The sequence below is a fragment of the Spirosoma foliorum genome, from assembly GCF_014117325.1.
Classification (GTDB): domain Bacteria; phylum Bacteroidota; class Bacteroidia; order Cytophagales; family Spirosomataceae; genus Spirosoma; species Spirosoma foliorum.
Genome location: NZ_CP059732.1, coordinates 7,259,154 through 7,275,556 on the forward strand (window position 1 = coordinate 7,259,154; position 16,403 = coordinate 7,275,556).

17 protein-coding genes are annotated in these 16,403 nt (G+C 45.6%); 6 read left to right on the forward strand and 11 right to left on the reverse strand.

The window, feature by feature from the left end:
* Positions 1-14: 14 nt before the first annotated feature.
* The 5 genes from H3H32_RS30515 to H3H32_RS30535 all read right to left on the reverse strand — a co-directional run bounded on the left by H3H32_RS30515 (position 15) and on the right by H3H32_RS30535 (position 5,235).
* A complete protein-coding gene (locus H3H32_RS30515) occupies positions 15-1,637 on the reverse strand; it encodes an OmpA family protein (RefSeq protein ID WP_182459523.1) in 1,623 nt (540 codons plus the stop codon).
* A gap of 74 nt (positions 1,638-1,711) precedes the next feature.
* Positions 1,712-2,128: a PIN domain-containing protein gene (locus H3H32_RS30520; protein ID WP_182459524.1), complete on the reverse strand. Its 417-nt coding sequence runs from the start codon at positions 2,126-2,128 to the stop codon at positions 1,712-1,714.
* Positions 2,129-2,131: 3 nt separating this feature from the next.
* The gene (locus tag H3H32_RS30525) at positions 2,132-2,335 is read right to left on the reverse strand and encodes a hypothetical protein (protein WP_182459525.1); all 204 of its coding nucleotides are present in this window, start codon (positions 2,333-2,335) and stop codon (positions 2,132-2,134) included.
* Between the two features lie 26 nt (positions 2,336-2,361).
* The gene (locus H3H32_RS30530) at positions 2,362-4,665 is read right to left on the reverse strand and encodes an ATP-dependent helicase (RefSeq protein ID WP_182459526.1); all 2,304 of its coding nucleotides are present in this window, start codon (positions 4,663-4,665) and stop codon (positions 2,362-2,364) included.
* A 126-nt stretch (positions 4,666-4,791) separates the two neighbouring features.
* The gene (locus H3H32_RS30535) at positions 4,792-5,235 is read right to left on the reverse strand and encodes a hypothetical protein (RefSeq protein ID WP_182459527.1); all 444 of its coding nucleotides are present in this window, start codon (positions 5,233-5,235) and stop codon (positions 4,792-4,794) included.
* Positions 5,236-5,401: 166 nt separating this feature from the next.
* Between H3H32_RS30535 and H3H32_RS30540 the strand changes: the two genes are divergently transcribed.
* The 3 genes from H3H32_RS30540 to H3H32_RS30550 all read left to right on the forward strand — a co-directional run bounded on the left by H3H32_RS30540 (position 5,402) and on the right by H3H32_RS30550 (position 7,738).
* Complete coding sequence (locus tag H3H32_RS30540) at positions 5,402-5,989, forward strand: RNA polymerase sigma factor (protein WP_182464533.1); 588 nt, start codon at positions 5,402-5,404, stop codon at positions 5,987-5,989.
* Between the two features lie 74 nt (positions 5,990-6,063).
* Positions 6,064-6,687 carry a hypothetical protein gene (locus H3H32_RS30545; protein WP_182459528.1) on the forward strand — a complete coding sequence of 208 codons (624 nt, stop codon included), beginning with the start codon at positions 6,064-6,066 and terminating at the stop codon, positions 6,685-6,687.
* On the forward strand, positions 6,668-7,738 hold the full coding sequence (locus H3H32_RS30550; RefSeq protein WP_182459529.1) for a DUF4097 family beta strand repeat-containing protein: 1,071 nt from the start codon (positions 6,668-6,670) through the stop codon (positions 7,736-7,738). Before H3H32_RS30545 ends, H3H32_RS30550 begins: the two co-directional genes overlap by 20 nt.
* Here the strand turns inward: H3H32_RS30550 and H3H32_RS30555 are convergent.
* Both H3H32_RS30555 and tpiA read right to left on the reverse strand, forming a co-directional pair.
* The gene (locus H3H32_RS30555) at positions 7,731-8,228 is read right to left on the reverse strand and encodes a cupin domain-containing protein (protein WP_182459530.1); all 498 of its coding nucleotides are present in this window, start codon (positions 8,226-8,228) and stop codon (positions 7,731-7,733) included. The genes H3H32_RS30550 and H3H32_RS30555 overlap by 8 nt on opposite strands.
* Before the next feature lie 90 nt (positions 8,229-8,318).
* Positions 8,319-9,083 (reverse strand): triose-phosphate isomerase, encoded by a 765-nt coding sequence (tpiA, locus tag H3H32_RS30560; protein ID WP_182459531.1) that lies wholly within the window; start codon positions 9,081-9,083, stop codon positions 8,319-8,321.
* Positions 9,084-9,323: 240 nt separating this feature from the next.
* On the opposite strand from tpiA, the gene H3H32_RS30565 reads away from it, so the two are divergent.
* Positions 9,324-10,586 (forward strand): aspartyl protease family protein, encoded by a 1,263-nt coding sequence (locus tag H3H32_RS30565; protein WP_182459532.1) that lies wholly within the window; start codon positions 9,324-9,326, stop codon positions 10,584-10,586.
* A gap of 74 nt (positions 10,587-10,660) precedes the next feature.
* On the opposite strand, the gene H3H32_RS30570 is transcribed toward H3H32_RS30565, so the two are convergent.
* Together H3H32_RS30570 and H3H32_RS30575 are read right to left on the reverse strand one after the other, a co-directional pair.
* Positions 10,661-11,695 carry a sensor histidine kinase gene (locus H3H32_RS30570; protein WP_182459533.1) on the reverse strand — a complete coding sequence of 345 codons (1,035 nt, stop codon included), beginning with the start codon at positions 11,693-11,695 and terminating at the stop codon, positions 10,661-10,663.
* Between the two features lie 87 nt (positions 11,696-11,782).
* Positions 11,783-12,490, reverse strand: coding sequence for a response regulator (locus H3H32_RS30575; RefSeq protein ID WP_182459534.1), 708 nt, complete (start codon positions 12,488-12,490; stop codon positions 11,783-11,785).
* A 295-nt stretch (positions 12,491-12,785) separates the two neighbouring features.
* Here H3H32_RS30575 and H3H32_RS30580 point away from each other — a divergent pair, with 295 nt between their 5' ends.
* Positions 12,786-13,937: an AI-2E family transporter gene (locus tag H3H32_RS30580; protein WP_182459535.1), complete on the forward strand. Its 1,152-nt coding sequence runs from the start codon at positions 12,786-12,788 to the stop codon at positions 13,935-13,937.
* 79 nt (positions 13,938-14,016) lie between these two features.
* Here H3H32_RS30580 and H3H32_RS30585 read toward each other — a convergent pair whose 3' ends face one another.
* Together H3H32_RS30585 and H3H32_RS30590 are read right to left on the reverse strand one after the other, a co-directional pair.
* Positions 14,017-14,646 carry an LON peptidase substrate-binding domain-containing protein gene (locus H3H32_RS30585; RefSeq protein WP_182459536.1) on the reverse strand — a complete coding sequence of 210 codons (630 nt, stop codon included), beginning with the start codon at positions 14,644-14,646 and terminating at the stop codon, positions 14,017-14,019.
* 21 nt (positions 14,647-14,667) lie between these two features.
* On the reverse strand, positions 14,668-15,453 hold the full coding sequence (locus H3H32_RS30590) for a cysteine hydrolase family protein (RefSeq protein ID WP_182459537.1): 786 nt from the start codon (positions 15,451-15,453) through the stop codon (positions 14,668-14,670).
* Between the two features lie 112 nt (positions 15,454-15,565).
* Between H3H32_RS30590 and prmA the strand changes: the two genes are divergently transcribed.
* Positions 15,566-16,396 (forward strand): 50S ribosomal protein L11 methyltransferase, encoded by an 831-nt coding sequence (prmA, locus tag H3H32_RS30595; RefSeq protein WP_182459538.1) that lies wholly within the window; start codon positions 15,566-15,568, stop codon positions 16,394-16,396.
* Positions 16,397-16,403: the final 7 nt, after the last annotated feature.

Sequence of the window (16,403 nt, forward strand, 5' to 3'; positions counted from 1 at the left end):
ATCTGAACTGATAATTACTTCTTTACAATCACGAACTCAACTCGTCGGTTTTTCTGACGACCTTCTTCGGTATCGTTCGTCGCAATGGGTTTCGATTCTCCTAAGCCTTTGCTGGCAATACGGTCAGGCTCAATGCCTTTGCTAATAAAATACTCCCGAACAGCATCTGCACGATCCTGTGAGAGTTTGTTATTTATTTCATTCGATCCTGTGTTATCCGTATGCCCGCGCACTTCGATAGTCATTTTCGGAGCTTCATTCAGATTCGTGACCAGTCGGTCGAGTTCAGGGCTGGATTCTGGTCGTAACTCAGCTTTCCCAGTGTCGAAGAAAATATTGTTCAGCGGAATTATATTCCCTGGTTTTATTTCGACCAATTTCAATTCCTTGCCTTTAATCTCCTGAAACGCTTTGGATTGAGTTAGATCAATATTTTCGCCGACGGCAATGAAATCTTTGGCAATAGCCCGAATCGCATATTTCTGGCCGTAGGGCAATATAATTTTGTATTCACCTGTAAGTGGGTCAGATGTGGCTTCGCCTGCTTCGGTGCCATCGGGTAGTGTCTGATAAACAATTCTGGCTTCAATAGGCTTGCCTGTTACCTGGTCTACCACTTTCCCGCTAATCAAGGCAACCGGATCTGGCCGGGTTACATCTCCTTTACCAGCCACATCATCACCACCTCCGCCTAATTTACCTGGTTGGTTGGTCGGACGATCATCGCTAAGCTTAACCCGGACAATATCGCCCTTGCCGAGTGTATTTTTGAATGTAGTCAGGTAAGCATAATCGCCCGAAGCGGCCAGGGTATAATAAGCGTCGTAGCCATCCGTATTCACTTTTGGCCCGAGATTAACAGGTTTCGACCAGTGCTTCCAGGTTTTGTCAACCCGCTTACAAACGTAAATATCATTGCTACCTAAACCCCCTTCCCGGTTGCTTGAAAAGTAGAGCGTAGCGCCATCGGGTGCTAGAAATGGGGTTGTTTCGGTAAATTTGGTATTTACCTCTGGACCTAGTTCCATTGGCTTTGTCCAGGAGCCGTCTTTTTGCCGGAAACTAACGTAGATATCGTCTTCTTTACTATTCTTCTTCTCGCTAAAGGCCATCAGCAGAACCTTCCCATCTGCCGACATAAACCCACAGTCGAACTGTCCCTTACTCATGTTGACATAGTTCGGAATATCCATTTTCTGCGGTGGAGACCAGCCATTGGCAGTTTTCTTGCTTAGCGAAAATCCACGGGTTTCGTAATTCCCATTGTTGTACTGCCCCTTAATTAGCATTGTTTGGCCATCGGGGGTTATGCTATAGGCGCAGTTGTATTCGTCCTTATTGAGCGGGAAACCCATACGCCGGGCAGGGCCCCATTTGCCACTGGCTGCATCGAGGTCAGAATACCAAATGTCCTGACTTCCTTTCACACCATGTGTATTATTAGGATGGCTGATCCGGGCGTAATACAAGGTTTTGCCATCCGGCGAAATCATCGGATTAATCTCATTGTATTCCGAATTGACCTGATTGCCAAGATTTTCAACTTTAGTGCCGGTTGAATCTGGCTTGGGTTGGGCATTCGTAAACAGCGGGGTGAGTAGCAGCAAACAGGTCGTAAAGGTGCCGAGGGCATTCATGGAAGTCACGCGGATAGTGAGGTGCTTTGAAGGAGAACGATAGGAAGCGTAAGTTTTGTATCTAGGCTATTCCGCTAAGTGCTTGAACCAATTTTGTTTAATCTAAGGCCAATGGCTGGTAGATGATCGAAATCGTTATCTGATGTATGCAATTCGGCATCATAAAAGAGAGCGGTAGCGGCTATCCAAATATCGTTCTTCCCCATATTTCGAGCGGATACACCAACAGGTAAAGGATCGTTCATTAACTCTCCCTGACTATAAGCGTCAATTGTGGCATATACGTCTGTTAAACTAAATTCTATGCCAAAAATTGGAATTTCGCCAAGAATCTTTTCTAAAGCGAGCCGCTTCTGATAACCCCATTTCCGCTTTGTTGCAAATGCTTTCAATTCCGCTACAGTTATAATAGATATAGCTGAATAGGGAGGTAGCTCAACGTTTCTACGAATCAAATTGATTAATACGTTGGTATCTAAAAGGAATAGCATATGCTATAAATCGGTTTTAAGCATTTGCTCCCACTCGGCTTCCGAAAAATCTATTTTCGGAAGCTGCTTTGCTTTGTCGCTACCAATCGATTTTAGAAATGCATCTACACCACCTGCGGCCTGTACATCAGCAGAATAATAAATCTTAGCCTGACTCACAACTGGTACAGAGTCAGGCGTATATAGTTTCGTTTCTGTTTTTTGCATGTCTAGGCGCGTTTATCTACCGTCATTTATACTACAACCCGCAATTTCGCGAAGCTCAGCAACAACACTTTTTCGCCCACTTGCTCAAACTGGATAGTGGCTTTACGTTCAGTGCCGTTAACCTCTACTTTTTTTACCGTACCAAAACCAAACTTCGCATGTTCAACGCGTTGCCCAGAAGCAAGCTCTGCCGTGCTGGTGGGTGCGAAATCGGGCGAAGGAGTATGCGAAGCGGCCTGTTGAGGAGTTTGTCGTTGGGCTGTTTTCTGCGCTAAGGAGCGAACAAAGGCCATCGACCCTGTTGACGTACTTTCGCTACGATCTCGATTGGGGCGCTCGGGCCGGTCGAAGTCCAGTCGGCTTGGGGCCGATCGTTGTTTCGACACTTTCATGTATTTCTGATCGATTTCCATCAGAAACCGACTTGGCTCGCACATTTTTAGTCGACCATAATGGTAGCGTGTTTCGGCGTAAGAAATCGTCAACCGCTTTTCGGCACGGGTAATGGCCACATAAAACAATCGACGTTCTTCTTCTAGGTCATTTCGGCTTTCGAGCATCATCTGGCTTGGGAAGAGATCTTCTTCTAAACCAACGATATGCACGTTTTTGAATTCCAGTCCTTTAGCGGAGTGGATAGTCATCAATGTTATTCGGTCGTTATCACCGTCATCTTCCTTCTCATCGGCAGTTGTAAGCAACGAGACCGATTGTAGAAACGTGGCAAGGCTCTTGTCTTCGTTATCGGGATTATCGACAAACTCCTTAATGGCGTTCAGCAATTCCTGGACGTTTTCGTAGCGAGCCAGCCCTTCAACCGTTTTGTCATCGTAAAGCTCTTTCAATAAGCCCGACGTTTTAGCGATATGCGAGGCTACTTCAAACGCATCTTTCTGATCGAGCAGCAGTTTGAAACTCTTGATCAATGTGGCGAAGTTCTCAATGGCAAACGAGGCCCGACCAGCAACATACTTGGTGATGTTGGCCACAATTTCCCAGATAGAATCCTCCTGTTCGGCGGCAATAACGCTAAGTTTAGCAATGGTTGTGTCGCCGATTCCGCGTTTGGGTAAATTGATAATCCGTTTGAAGGCTTCTTCGTCCTGTTGGTTAACTACAAAGCGTAGGTAGGCAATAAGATCTTTAATTTCTTTGCGCTGGTAGAAAGACAAGCCCCCAATAATGCGGTATTTAAGGCTCACTTTTCGTAGCGCTTCTTCAAATGCCCGCGACTGGGCGTTGGTACGGTATAGAATCGCGAAGTCGTTGTTCACGAGCGATTCGTTCATTTTAGTCTCAAAAATGGCCGAGGCTACCAAACGCCCTTCTTCGTTATCCGACGATGCCTTAATCACGTCGATCAGCGGGCCTTCTTCATTGGAGGTAAAGACGTGCTTTTCTAACTGATTTTTGTTGCGGGCGATAATAGAATTTGCCGCCTGTACAATCGTATTGGTCGATCGGTAATTCTCCTCCAGCTTTACGATCTTAACGTTTTCTTTGCCATAATCGCGCTGGAAATTCAGGATGTTCTCGATGTTGGCACCCCGGAACGCGTAAATACTCTGGGCATCGTCGCCCACGATACAAATGTTCTGGTGAACAGCCGCCAGTTTTCGGGTAATGAGATACTGCGATACGTTAGTATCCTGAAACTCATCGACCATTACGTACTGAAACTTGTGCTGGTATTTATTCAGAATATCTAAATGATCGCGAAACAGCACATTCGTGTTGAACAACAGATCATCAAAATCCATCGCATTGGCCGCAAAACAGCGAAGTGCGTACTGTTTATAGATTTTGCCAATGTGCGGCATCCGCGCCGACTCGTCATCGGCCTGAATAACTGAATTGTTCAGATAATCATCTGGACCAATTAGGCGGTTCTTGGCACCTGAAATCCGGCTGAAAACGCTGTTGACACGATAGACCTTGTCGTCCAGCGCCATTTCTTTAATGATACTTCGCAAAAGCGATTTAGAGTCATCGCTATCATAAATGGAGAAATTGCTGGTATAACCAATCGCTTTGGCTTCGATGCGTAAAATCTTGGCAAACACTGAGTGGAACGTACCCATCCAGATGTTGCGTGCTTCTGTACCAACAACTTTTTCGATCCGATGGCGCATTTCACCAGCGGCCTTATTGGTAAACGTCAGCGATAAAATCCGAAAGGGATCAACTCCATTGTCAATCAGGTGAGCAATCCGGTACGTCAGAACACGGGTTTTTCCCGAGCCAGCACCAGCTATAATCATTAGCGGGCCACTGCCGTGCATGACGGCTTCCCGCTGAGGGTCATTTAATCCAGAAATATAATCAACCATTCCGCTCGTTTCTCTTCCTTCTATAACAAGTAAAAGTAGGAAAAAATTTGCTAGGGGAGCGTTTCAAAAAAGGGTATCTTCAAGCAGATACTGCGTCGGATTTTGAAGTTATTGTAGCTGGCTTGTTTAGAGCATCTTACCTAAATCAACGCCCATCAAATCCGAAATCGAAGAAACTGTTGCGGCTCCTCCGTCGCCTTTGCAGTAACGAAGCCATTCTTTGCTATGGTAATTATATATGAAACCCTCTTCAATGCCGTAGTCATCATCTTCGATAAGGTGAATAACCTTCTTTAAGTCGCGATTGGCGGTTCTAGGCTGTGACACCTCAATAATGATACGAGTTAACTGAATCTCATTATCGAACAGCAACACATCAGGCACCTGATGCCCCGGTCCTTCACCCAGTGGAGTTTCTGGTAATGGTTCTAAAGTAATAGCCCGTTCGCGATAGAATAAAATACCCAAGCCTACTGTCAGTTTACTAATGACACGCTGATGGTCTAGAGGTGAATTCGTTCCGTCGTCTTCCTGAACTAATAGTGGCTTGGGAAATGAGGGAGTATACATAATATATGTATGTAAATTGTACGACTAAGATACAGAAAAACGCCATTTAGAGCGAGGAGATGCAAAAACGCGTAATTTTTCTAAATTATTGTGCAACATCTTCAACTTTCCTGCATCTTTCTCCTGATTGCAATCTGACTTAAACGATAACGAGACGCTGAACCTGTTGGAATCGAACCGAAACGTCGGAGACTCGGCTTCCCGATCGCCGTACCCTGACCGTCATGCTGAACTGGTCAAACGCTGCCAACAGGGCGAGCGACGGGCTCAATATGAGCTTTACCAGCATTACGTAAAGGCGATGTATAACGTGTGCCTGCGGATTCTGAATCACGAAGCCGAAGCCGAAGACGTTTTACAGGAGGCTTTTATGGATGCGTTTGGCCATATCAATTCGTTTCGGGGGCAGAGTACGTTTGGGGCCTGGTTGAAGCAAATTGTTGTGAACCGAGCTATAAACCATCTCCGTAGCCGACGGTTAGAGTTGGTAGATATAGAGTCGCATCGTTTCGGCGAAGATGATGGCCCTGATCTTGCCGATACAGAACCGTACGACGAAGAGGGCGTTCAACTAGAAGTAGATCGTGTTCGGCGGGCCATGCAATTGTTGCCTGAAGGTTATCGGGTTGTTTTATCACTCTATTTGTTTGAGGGATACGATCACGAAGAAATAGGTAACGTGCTGAATATAAGTGAAACAACATCGCGAACGCAATACCTGAGAGGAAAAAAACGTTTGCTGGAATTACTCTGATAAAGCTGAACGATTATTGACTAGACGTTTTACTTACCAACACCGCGACAACCCTAAAGGAAGTCGACACAAATATGAAAAAGGATAAACTTGAACGCTTTGTACGAGACAACCATGAGGCCTTTGATCGAGAGCCACCGGTTGATCTATGGAAAAAACTAGAAGCGGGTCTTGACAAATCCAGTTTGGATAAGACGCTACCTGAACAGGCTGGACCGAGCATCGCTTCGCCATTTCTGGAAGTGCATAAAAATCGTTCGCTGACGAGTGGACGACAAATTGGCTGGCCAACGCTGGATTGGCGGGTGGCAGCTTCTATTGCTGTCCTATTGCTGGCTGGTTGCTTTTTCTATATGAACCAGCGGTATGGGGTAGCGCATCAGCCCGAGGTTGTAGCGGCTAATCCGACTTATGCCAAAGAAGTTGTGCATTATACGCAGCTAATCGACGATAAGCGTTCTGAACTGAAACAAATGACGGAAGACAATCCGGCATTGTATCAGGAGTTTGCCACTGATCTTAATCGGCTGGAGAACTCATACAAGGCGCTTAAAGCTGATTTACCAAAGAATCCGAATCAGGAACTGTTGATTCAGGCGATGATTCAGAATCTACAACTTCAGATTAACCTGCTTAATGAACAGTTGCGCGTTATAGACCGCATTAAACAACAAACCAATGAAACGAATCCTGTTTAGTATCTTATTTGTACTTGGCCCATTGCTCACCTGGGCTGAGGAGCCGATTGACGTCGGTGAGACAGAAACATCAATTGAAAAGAAAAAGACCATTATCAAGCTATTTGATGTAGATAGTAAGGATCAGCTAGTTGTCGACAATCAATTTGGTGAGGTCAAGATTGGGTTGTGGGATAAAAATGAAATTCGGGTACAAATTACAATCGTCGCTAATTCCGATTCCGACGAGCGTGTACAGAAGTTCATAGATGCTGTTTCTATTGAAGAAAAACGCAGTGGCGACCAGATTCTGGTTCGAACCAATTTTAGCCAGAATAGCGTGTCGAACTGGAGTTTAGGCAAATGGAAAGATGGCGGAGAACGCAACTTTGTGAAGATTAACTATGATGTGATGATGCCCAAACGAAATGCATTAACCGTGCGGAATAAGTTTGGCAATACAAGTGTACCGGCCTTTCAGGCACCCTTAACGATCTATAGTCGATACGGAAACTTTAGCGCTGAAGACCTGACGAGTCGCCAGAACGATATTGATGTAGCGTACGGTAAGGCCGATATTCGTTCGTTGGATGAAGGAAAGCTAAGAATTGCCTACGGCAACCTCGAATTGGAAAAGGTCAACGTGTTAGAGTTGGTCAATAAATTTGGTAAAATGAATATCGGCAACGTCGGCAAATTGAACGCAGATATTGACTACTCGGGTGCTAAAATTGGTACGTTACGCGAATCCGGGAAGATTAAACTCGGTTTTTCAGGAGGTTTCCGTATCGATCAGATGCCTAAAACGGTGGATAACGTCGATATTCAGGCTTCTTACTCTTCCGTAGCGCTACCGCTGGATCACAACAACGACTGCGACTTCGATGTGACGGTTAGTTATGGCAACTTTAATTATGATTCGGGCTCAACGATGCACTTTACGAGTCAGCCAAATGATAATGACAATCATCGGGGCCCTAAGCTTACTAAGCAATATATTGGCAAAGTAGGAAGTGGTAACGGCACTAAGGTAAAAGTGGTATCCAGATTTGGGAATGTGAATTTCAGGTAGTTAGTAGCTCAATTACAGCCTTGTGCTGAGGGAATTCCTGTAGTAAAGTTGCTCGGTCTGCCATCTCAAAGTCGGCAAAATCGAAGCCAGGAGCTACCGTACAACCCACTAATGAAAAATCGGTGCCCACAGCTGGCTTTGAGCCAAACCAGCACCCGGCTGGAACAACGGCCTGAAATACCTCACCCTGATCCAGGCGGTTACCAAGCCGAATAACGGTCAACTCTCCATCTGGCGAAATAACGAAAATCTCCAGTGGTCCGCCCGCATACAAATGCCATACTTCGTCGGATTGAATGCGATGAAGCGCCGAGATATGATGACTCTCGAGCAAAAAGTAAATGGCTGTGCTAACTGACCGATCCCCGCTAAAGCGGTTGGGTAAAGCTTCCTTCGAAATCGCTTCGGCAGAACGATAGGTTTCTGCAAAATAGCCGCCCTCAGGATGAGGGAGCATGTTGAGCGTTCGGACGTAATCAGTAGCGGTCATAAATAGTTTTGAATGAGTGAATGATAGACTGATTGAATAGGTGTGAAAAACACTCAATCAGTCTATCATTCACTCATTCAACATTAAAAGTTATTGAGCTGCCTTCACGACAGTTAAGAAATCGGCCGCTTTGAGCGAAGCACCACCAATCAGACCACCATCTACGTCAGGACGAGCGAAGAGTTCGGCTGCATTTTGGGCGTTGGCGCTACCTCCGTACAGAATTGTCGTGTCCTGAGCAACAGTATCGCCATATTGACCCGCAATGTGCTGGCGTAGTTCAAAGTGCATATCCTGCGCTTGTGCCGAAGAAGCGGTTAAACCTGTACCGATGGCCCAGATGGGTTCGTAAGCAATCACGACTTTCCCAAACGATTCGGCCGAGAGGTGAAACAGGCTTTCTGTGATTTGATCTTTTACAAAGCCAATGTAGTCGCCGTTTTCGCGAAGATCGCGCGACTCACCGCAGCAGAAAATGGGGACAAGGCCATTTTGAAGAGCGATGTTTACTTTCTCGGCAAGTTGGGCATTTGTTTCGCCGAAATATTGCCGACGTTCGCTGTGACCCAGAATTACATACTCAATACCAATAGATTGCAGCATTGGTGCCGAAATCTCACCCGTATAAGCACCCGACGCTTTCTCATGGCAGTTCTGGGCACCAATTGACACCTTACCGCCTGGGGTTAACTGCTGTTGTGCCGAAGCCAGATAAAGTGATGGTGTACATAATACAACCTTCACATCACCCGTGACTTCGTCTTTAACCATATCGATTACTTCCGACAATAAGGCCTGAGCTTCATCGGCAGTTTTATTCATTTTCCAGTTGCCAGCAACAATTTTCTTCCGCATAATAAATTAGTAAGGCGTTCAAAATCAGTTTTCTAAATCAAACGAACAGATCATTCGTTTCGTAACCTGGGCGAAATTAGGAGTTTTAAACCGAACGAGTTGTTTGTGTACACGCTAAATTTTGTTTAGGCTTATATATGCTTGTTTTATCATTTTAAAAGGCCTAAAACCAATCGCTAATTAATTGTGTTATTTGAATAAAAAAATGCGTAATTTTAATTTGATAAAATAAAGCTATACATGAAAACGCTGGTACTGGCCTTCGGACTGTTTTTGTCCTGTCTGGCTGCTCGGGGAGATGATCCTCAGCGCATGCCTGATAAGGATAGATACGGCTTTTTTATTTCAGGAAATCGCACCTGGACTCGCATCCCCTTTCAGCTACACTCGAATCTGATCATTGTTCCTGTACGGGTCAATGATTCGGATACACTACATTTTATTCTGGATACAGGGGTTAGTAACACAATCATTACCGACCCAGCGGCATTGAAGAAAAGCTCTCTGAATTTGACCCGAAAAGTTAAAATTAGTGGGGCTGGCGAAGGCGGGAGTCTGACGGCCTCTATTGCCATCAACAATAGTCTTACTATGGGCGGACTAAAAGCATCGCATCATAATCTGGTTATTCTGGATGAAGATATGCTAAAGCTGTCGGAGTACGTCGGTACGCCCGTGCACGGTATTTTCGGCTATGAAATCTTCGCCAACTTTGTTGTAAACGTTGATTTTCAACGCCGGGAGTTGATAATTATGCGGCCCGAAAAATACACCTACCGGAAACGTAAAGGTGATCGGTATCCCATTACCATTCAGGATACGAAAGCCTATACAGATGCTTTATCGGTGTTTGATGGTCAAAAAACCTTGCCGTTGCGGGTTGTTTTAGATACAGGTGCAGGTCATGCGTTGTTGCTTGATCGATCACGCAGTACAGCGTCGATGCCAATTCCTGAAAAAAACATTCGGGCGCAACTGGGCCGTGGTCTTAATGGAGTAATTAATGGGAGCCTGGCTCGTATTCAGAAAATCCGGTTTGGCCGCTATGAGATGGATAACATTCTGGCTTCATTCCCCGATAGCCTGGGTTTTGGGATGAAACTGGTCAATATGCCCGAACGCCAGGGTAACGTAGGTTGTGAGCTATTGCGTCGGTTCAACGTTACATTCAATTATCCGGATCAATATATTGTGATGAAACCTATCAAGCGTCTGATGCATGAGAGTTTCGAACACGATATGAGTGGTATGGAGCTGCGTGCCAAAGGAGATAGCTTCCGTAATTATTATGTAGATAAAGTACTGAAAGATTCTCCCGCAGCTATGGCTGGTCTGGAAGAAGGGGATGAAGTTCTATTTGTCAACAACAGTTCGACGAAAGACTTATCAATTAGCGACATCTATAAAATATTCCAGAAGGGCGAAGGCAAGGAAGTATCCGTACTGGCCCGACGAAACGGGCAGATTGTAATGGCTCATTTCTTTCTCAAGCGATTAATCTAATGTAGCGTGGACCTCTGGTCAGCATAGCTCTTTTAAACTTTTAGCTATGCGGACCAGAGGTCCACGCTACATTACTACTCCATCCGTTCCAGTTTGAACCGGAACGTAGTGCCTTTATCGACCTTGCTCATTACGGTAATTTTAGTCTTGTGAGCGTTTAAGATGTGCTTCACAATGGCGAGCCCCAATCCTGTACCGCCCCGATCTTTGGAGCGACTTTTCTCGACGCGATAGAACCGCTCAAAAATCCGACTCAGGTGTTCGGGTGGGATACCCGGTCCATTATCCCGAATGGAAACGAGAATATGCTTCTTGTCTTCTTCAAGATTCACTACAACCCGGCCGTTCTCATTGCCATACTTGACCGCATTTTCTATTAAGTTGGTCATTACCTGTAAAATACGCTGAGAGTCGGCTTTCACCCACACAGGGCCCGGTTGGGTTGTTCGTATCGAGAGCGATGTTCCTTTGGTTTGGGCAATCGTTTCTAGCTGATCAAAAATTTCCTGTGTGATTTCTGCCAGATCAACTCGGCCAAAACTCATTTTTACTTCGCCGGTTTCCAGTTGAGAAAGGGCAACCAGGTCTTTTACCAGGGCGTCGAGGCCATCGAGGCTTTTAGCTGCTTTCGACAGAAACTTATCTCGAACTTTTTCGTCGTCAACGGCCCCATCAATAAGCGTATGTATAAAACCCTGAGCGGCAAAAATGGGCGTTTTTAATTCGTGTGAGACATCGGCCAGGAACTCCCGGCGAAACTGCTCCAAGCGCTTCAATTCATCGATTTCCCGTTGTTTCCGGGCGACGTAAACAAAAATCTCATCGTTTAATTTTTTGAACGGATTCGTGTTCTTGATGATCGATTTTCGGGAGATGCTGAAGTCACGGATTTTGAGTTGGTGGATGGTTTTGTACATCTTATTGACTTCCCGGAATACGAGTAGCTCAATAGCATACAGCACCAGAAAAAACGAAATAGCAAACGACGAAAGGCCCACCACAAACAACATGCTGCTGGTGACCCCCTCAACAAAGGTTAAAAAGGTCAGCGTCAGTGCCGAAATCAGGCAAGCCAGTAAAAGCGCAATAATGCGGGGACTTAAAGACATTAGTTATAAAGTCATAGAGTTATAAAGTTATATAGTTGTTAAGCACAGAGCACTTTTTACAACCTTACAACTTTATAACTCTAGAACTCATTCTGGTTGATCGGTAAACATATAGCCTACGCCCTTAAGTGTACGGATGTGGGCGTCGCCGATTTTTTCGCGGAGTTTGCGGATGTGGACGTCGACAGTTCGTTCGAGAACGTAGATATCGGCTCCCCAGATCTTCTGAAGTAGCTCTTCGCGGCTACAGACTTTGTTCGGATGTTGCGCCAGAAAAAACAGTAACTCAAATTCTTTTTTCGGCAATATGATCGACTTGTCGTTCTGGCTAACCGAATAATTCTTTCGGTTAATCAACAGGTCGGCAATGGTAATTTGCTCACCGGGGTCTGCTTTTTGAGCTTCGCGCCGGAACAGCGCGTTAATACGGCTCATGAGCGCCCGTGGCTTAATCGGCTTGGTGAGATAATCATCGGCACCTACGTCGAAAGCGGCTACTTCGGAGTATTCTTCCGAGCGAGCTGTCAGGTAAAGAATATACGTCTGGCGGAGTTCGGCAATATCGCGAAGTTGCCGACCCGTTTCGATACCGTCCAGATGGGGCATCATGATGTCGAGCAGAACCAATTCGGGCAGATACGTCTTGGCAATTTCAATGGCTTTTCGTCCATCGGTTGCTGTACGGACTTCATAACCTTCTTTGTTAAGGTTGTATTCGAGCATTTCAACAATGTCAACGTCGTCGTCAACGACTAAAACGCGATGCAGTGGTTGAGCGGCTTTTGCAGCACTCATACGAGATGGAAGTTGGTGATAATGACCTACTTTTAGTAGCTTACTTATAGCATTAACAGCCCGAAGTTACGTGGCTTATAATCAACGTTACCAATTACAAACGCATACTTAACAAAAACTTAACAGTTACTTCATAAGTAACGACCCTAATTTTCAACTGAAAACGAGTTCGTTAATTGATTATAAAGAAGCCTATTGTTAAAACTAAAGCCGATGACAGATGGTTGGCTACTTAGGTAACTCTGCCAAATGCTGAAAAATAGAACTAAGCTACCCTCGGTTGTTACCTGTTACTATGAATAATCACGCTTCGGAGATTAAGTTGCCTCCGTATGTTAAAGTTGTTAGCGTACTCCTGTCACTCGTTATTATTGTTTATGGCCTACATGCGCTGAAAGGTATCCTTATTCCTTTGGTGTTCGCCATTTTGTTTTCCGTATTGTTGTTTCCGCTGGTACAACGACTCGAGAACTGGAAAACGCCCCGCGTATTGGCTATTGTCCTTTGTCTGGTATTAGCATTGGCGATCTTAAGTGGTTTATTCTATGCCATTTCGATTCAGATCAGCAGTTTTGCTGAAGTGATTCCAAAATTTATTGACCGTGGTAATGAGTACATTGACAGCATCCAGACATTTGCTGACAAACAGCTAAATATAAATCGCCAGCGGCAGGTTACTGAAGTGAAAAAATACCTTAATCAGGCTCTGGCTGAGGGAGGTACCATTTTAACGTCGACCTTGTTGGCTACCACTAATATAATCACCAATCTGTTTCTCGTCTTATTATTTTCCTTCTTCTTTTTACTCTATCGTGATTTCTTCCGGTCTTTCTTTTACAAAATATTGCGAAAAGTCCGCCGGTCGAAGATTGATAGTGTTATGCAGGGAATTTATGAGGTGGTGAAAGATTATCTGGCTGGTCTGGTGCTGGTAATTCTTATTATTGGCACGCTGATGACTGTCGGCTTGCTCATTCTGGGCGTAGATTATGCCGTTTTCTTCGGATTCTTCGGAGCCTGTCTGGTCCTGATTCCTTACTTTGGACTGTCGATGGGATCTTTATTGCCAGCGGCCTATACGCTGGTGACGCAGGACAATCCAATCAAAGCGTTAGGCGTCATTGGTGTATTTCTATTTGTACAGACGCTGGAAGGTAACTTTATTACGCCCTACATTATTGGCTCTAAAGTTAGTATTAACCCGCTGGCTGCCATTGTTGTCCTTATTCTTTGGGAAAATATCTGGGGCCTTCCAGGCCTGGTTTTAGCGCTGCCCCTGACGGCCATACTAAAAGTTATTTTCGATGCCGCGGAGCCACTCAAGCCATATGGATTTCTGATCGGTGAAGCAGAGAAACCTCGCCCGCCTATAAAAAACCTGCAAGAGCTGGCCGAACAATTACCCAAACGAGCAAAGAAGATTGGGCAAGTAGAGGAGAAGAATTGAATTCAATGAGTGAAAGAGCGATTGAGTGAATAAAATCCGTGTCAGCTATTCAATCATTCTATCATTCACTCATTGAAAATTAAAAATTAAGCGGGTCAAGATTCTTGAAATGGCCGTTCATCCGGATGCGGTCTTTGGTGCGTTCCATGTCTGACACGACGGGTAGTACCGTATTCAAGTGTTGAATCAGGAATAGCTGGCGTTCGGCTTCGGTGTCCAGTGTCAGCAATTCATATTCCTGTTCTACAGATAAGCCAACTTTATGGGCCACCTTGTAGGAAAGGTTTTTGACTGTCGGCGAATAATCAATGTCGAGTTGCAGTAAGGTGTATAGCCGCTTCAACCGTTCGGCCAGTGCCGATGCGTGGGCGCTGAATCCATCACCGGGTTCGACTAACTCAACCTCCCCGCCAGCGTATAACTTACCCGCCATCGGATTCTCGAAATTCACCAACCGAAAAACACCAAGCCCTTTCGATTTAATGTCCATTCGCCCATCGGGATAGCGTTTATGGAGCGTAGTCACGTGCATTTCGGTGCCATAACCGGGAAGCTTGTTGTTGATAAAGGCGGGAATGCCAAATGTGCGTTCTTCCTCCAGACACTCATTGATGAGCTGTCGGTACCGAGGCTCGAAAATATGGAGATTCAAATCTTCGCCAGGGTAAACAATAAGGTTAAGAGGGAACAGAGAGAGCGTCTTTTCCATAACGCAGAAAAGGTACGAGTTTTAGTTGAAAATAGCGTCTGACGGCATAAAACGGACATGTCGGGCCTGGGCTTCGGCGTAGATAGGATCACCTAAATAACCTAGCCCCGTTACGTCAGACATACAATCGGTCACGACAACCAGCTTAGAAACGAGTTCCGGCGCAAAATCCAGCAGTTGTTTAAGGCTGTTGGCCACACAGTGCGACTTGGCTTCGCCCATCAGATAAACGGTATCGAAACGGGCTAAATCGGCAATCAAACTGGTGTTAAGCTGGGTTTCGGGGATGGCTGGATCAGGCACCTGCGCCTGAAAAATACCGAAATGTTCGGATAGGGAGTATAGTCCTTTAGGCACTGCCAAATAGTCAAGTTCGCGCTGTTTTGACCATTCTTTCAAGGCCGTGAACAGGGTGTCATGCAAAGCAGCTCCGCGTGAGCCAATCAGGCAGTGTTCGGGCCAGATGAAATGGGTAAACTGTCCATCGGCTTCAAGGTCATGAACGTATTTTATGGCTTTATCGGGCGCAAAGCGTGGTATCCACTTCTCCGAATCAATATCTACTCCCGTGATTTGGGTAAACGGTGCAGGGTTTTTACCCGCTGCATCGTGCCAGAATAGAGGATGAGCAATATCTAGAATATGGTGTGTATCGAGCGTAACAACGATATTATCAATCTGATCGGTGTGTTGCCGGATAAGGGTAGCCATTCGCTCAATGTCCTGTTCTGCCCCCGGCACAAATAAGGCTCCATCAGGATGACAGAAATCGTATTGAGCATCAATAATTAAAAAAGCGTTTTTCACGGTTGCTTTGGTTTATGTAGCCGGACGGCCGACCGTCCGCGCTACATGTGTGAAATAAGCGAAAAAGCGCATACACATCGAACAACTTACCCCTTTTTCGTTACTTTGATGTATGAATTATACGGAACTCCAACTGCGCCTGTCGCCCGATTATACCGATATCCTCACTGCCGAGCTGGCCGAACTTGGTTTTGTGTCATTTGTTGAAACTGATGAGGGCTTGAGTGCTTACATTGTTGAGTCGGATTTTGAAGAAAAGGCCGTACAGGAATTGATTGCTAAATACGAGGGTCAGACCGCAATAGCCTATGAAGTTAGTTCGTTAGAGAAACGAAACTGGAACGCCGAGTGGGAACGCGATTATGAGCCGATAGAAGTTGCCGACCAGGTTCGGGTCCGGGCGTCCTTCCATGAGTCGGATGCCCGGTTTCGTTACGATATAGTCATTAACCCGAAGATGTCGTTTGGTACAGGCCATCATGAAACCACCGCCATGATGCTGGAACAACAGCTTGGCCTTGATTTTGCCGGGAAGTCAGTGCTCGATGTGGGTAGTGGTACCGGCATTCTGGCGATTCTGGCTGAGAAAATGGGGGCTCAAACGGTACTTGCTTTCGATATTGAGGAATGGGCCGTTGAAAATGCCCGTGAAAATGCGGAGCTAAACGACTGCCCGAAGACTACGGTGTTTCAGGGGACGATTGCCGATGTTGACCCGACGACCCAATACGATATCGTACTCGCCAACATCAACCGGAATATATTGCTGGCTGAAATTCCCTCCTACACAAACTTATTGACCAATAACGGGTATCTTATTGTAAGTGGTTTTTACGAAAACGACGCGCCAGATATTGAGCAGAAAGCAGTGGAAGTCGGATTGAGCCTGGCCAACCGAGCCACCACAAATCAATGGACATCTTTGTCATTTTATAAACCCTGATCGCGTT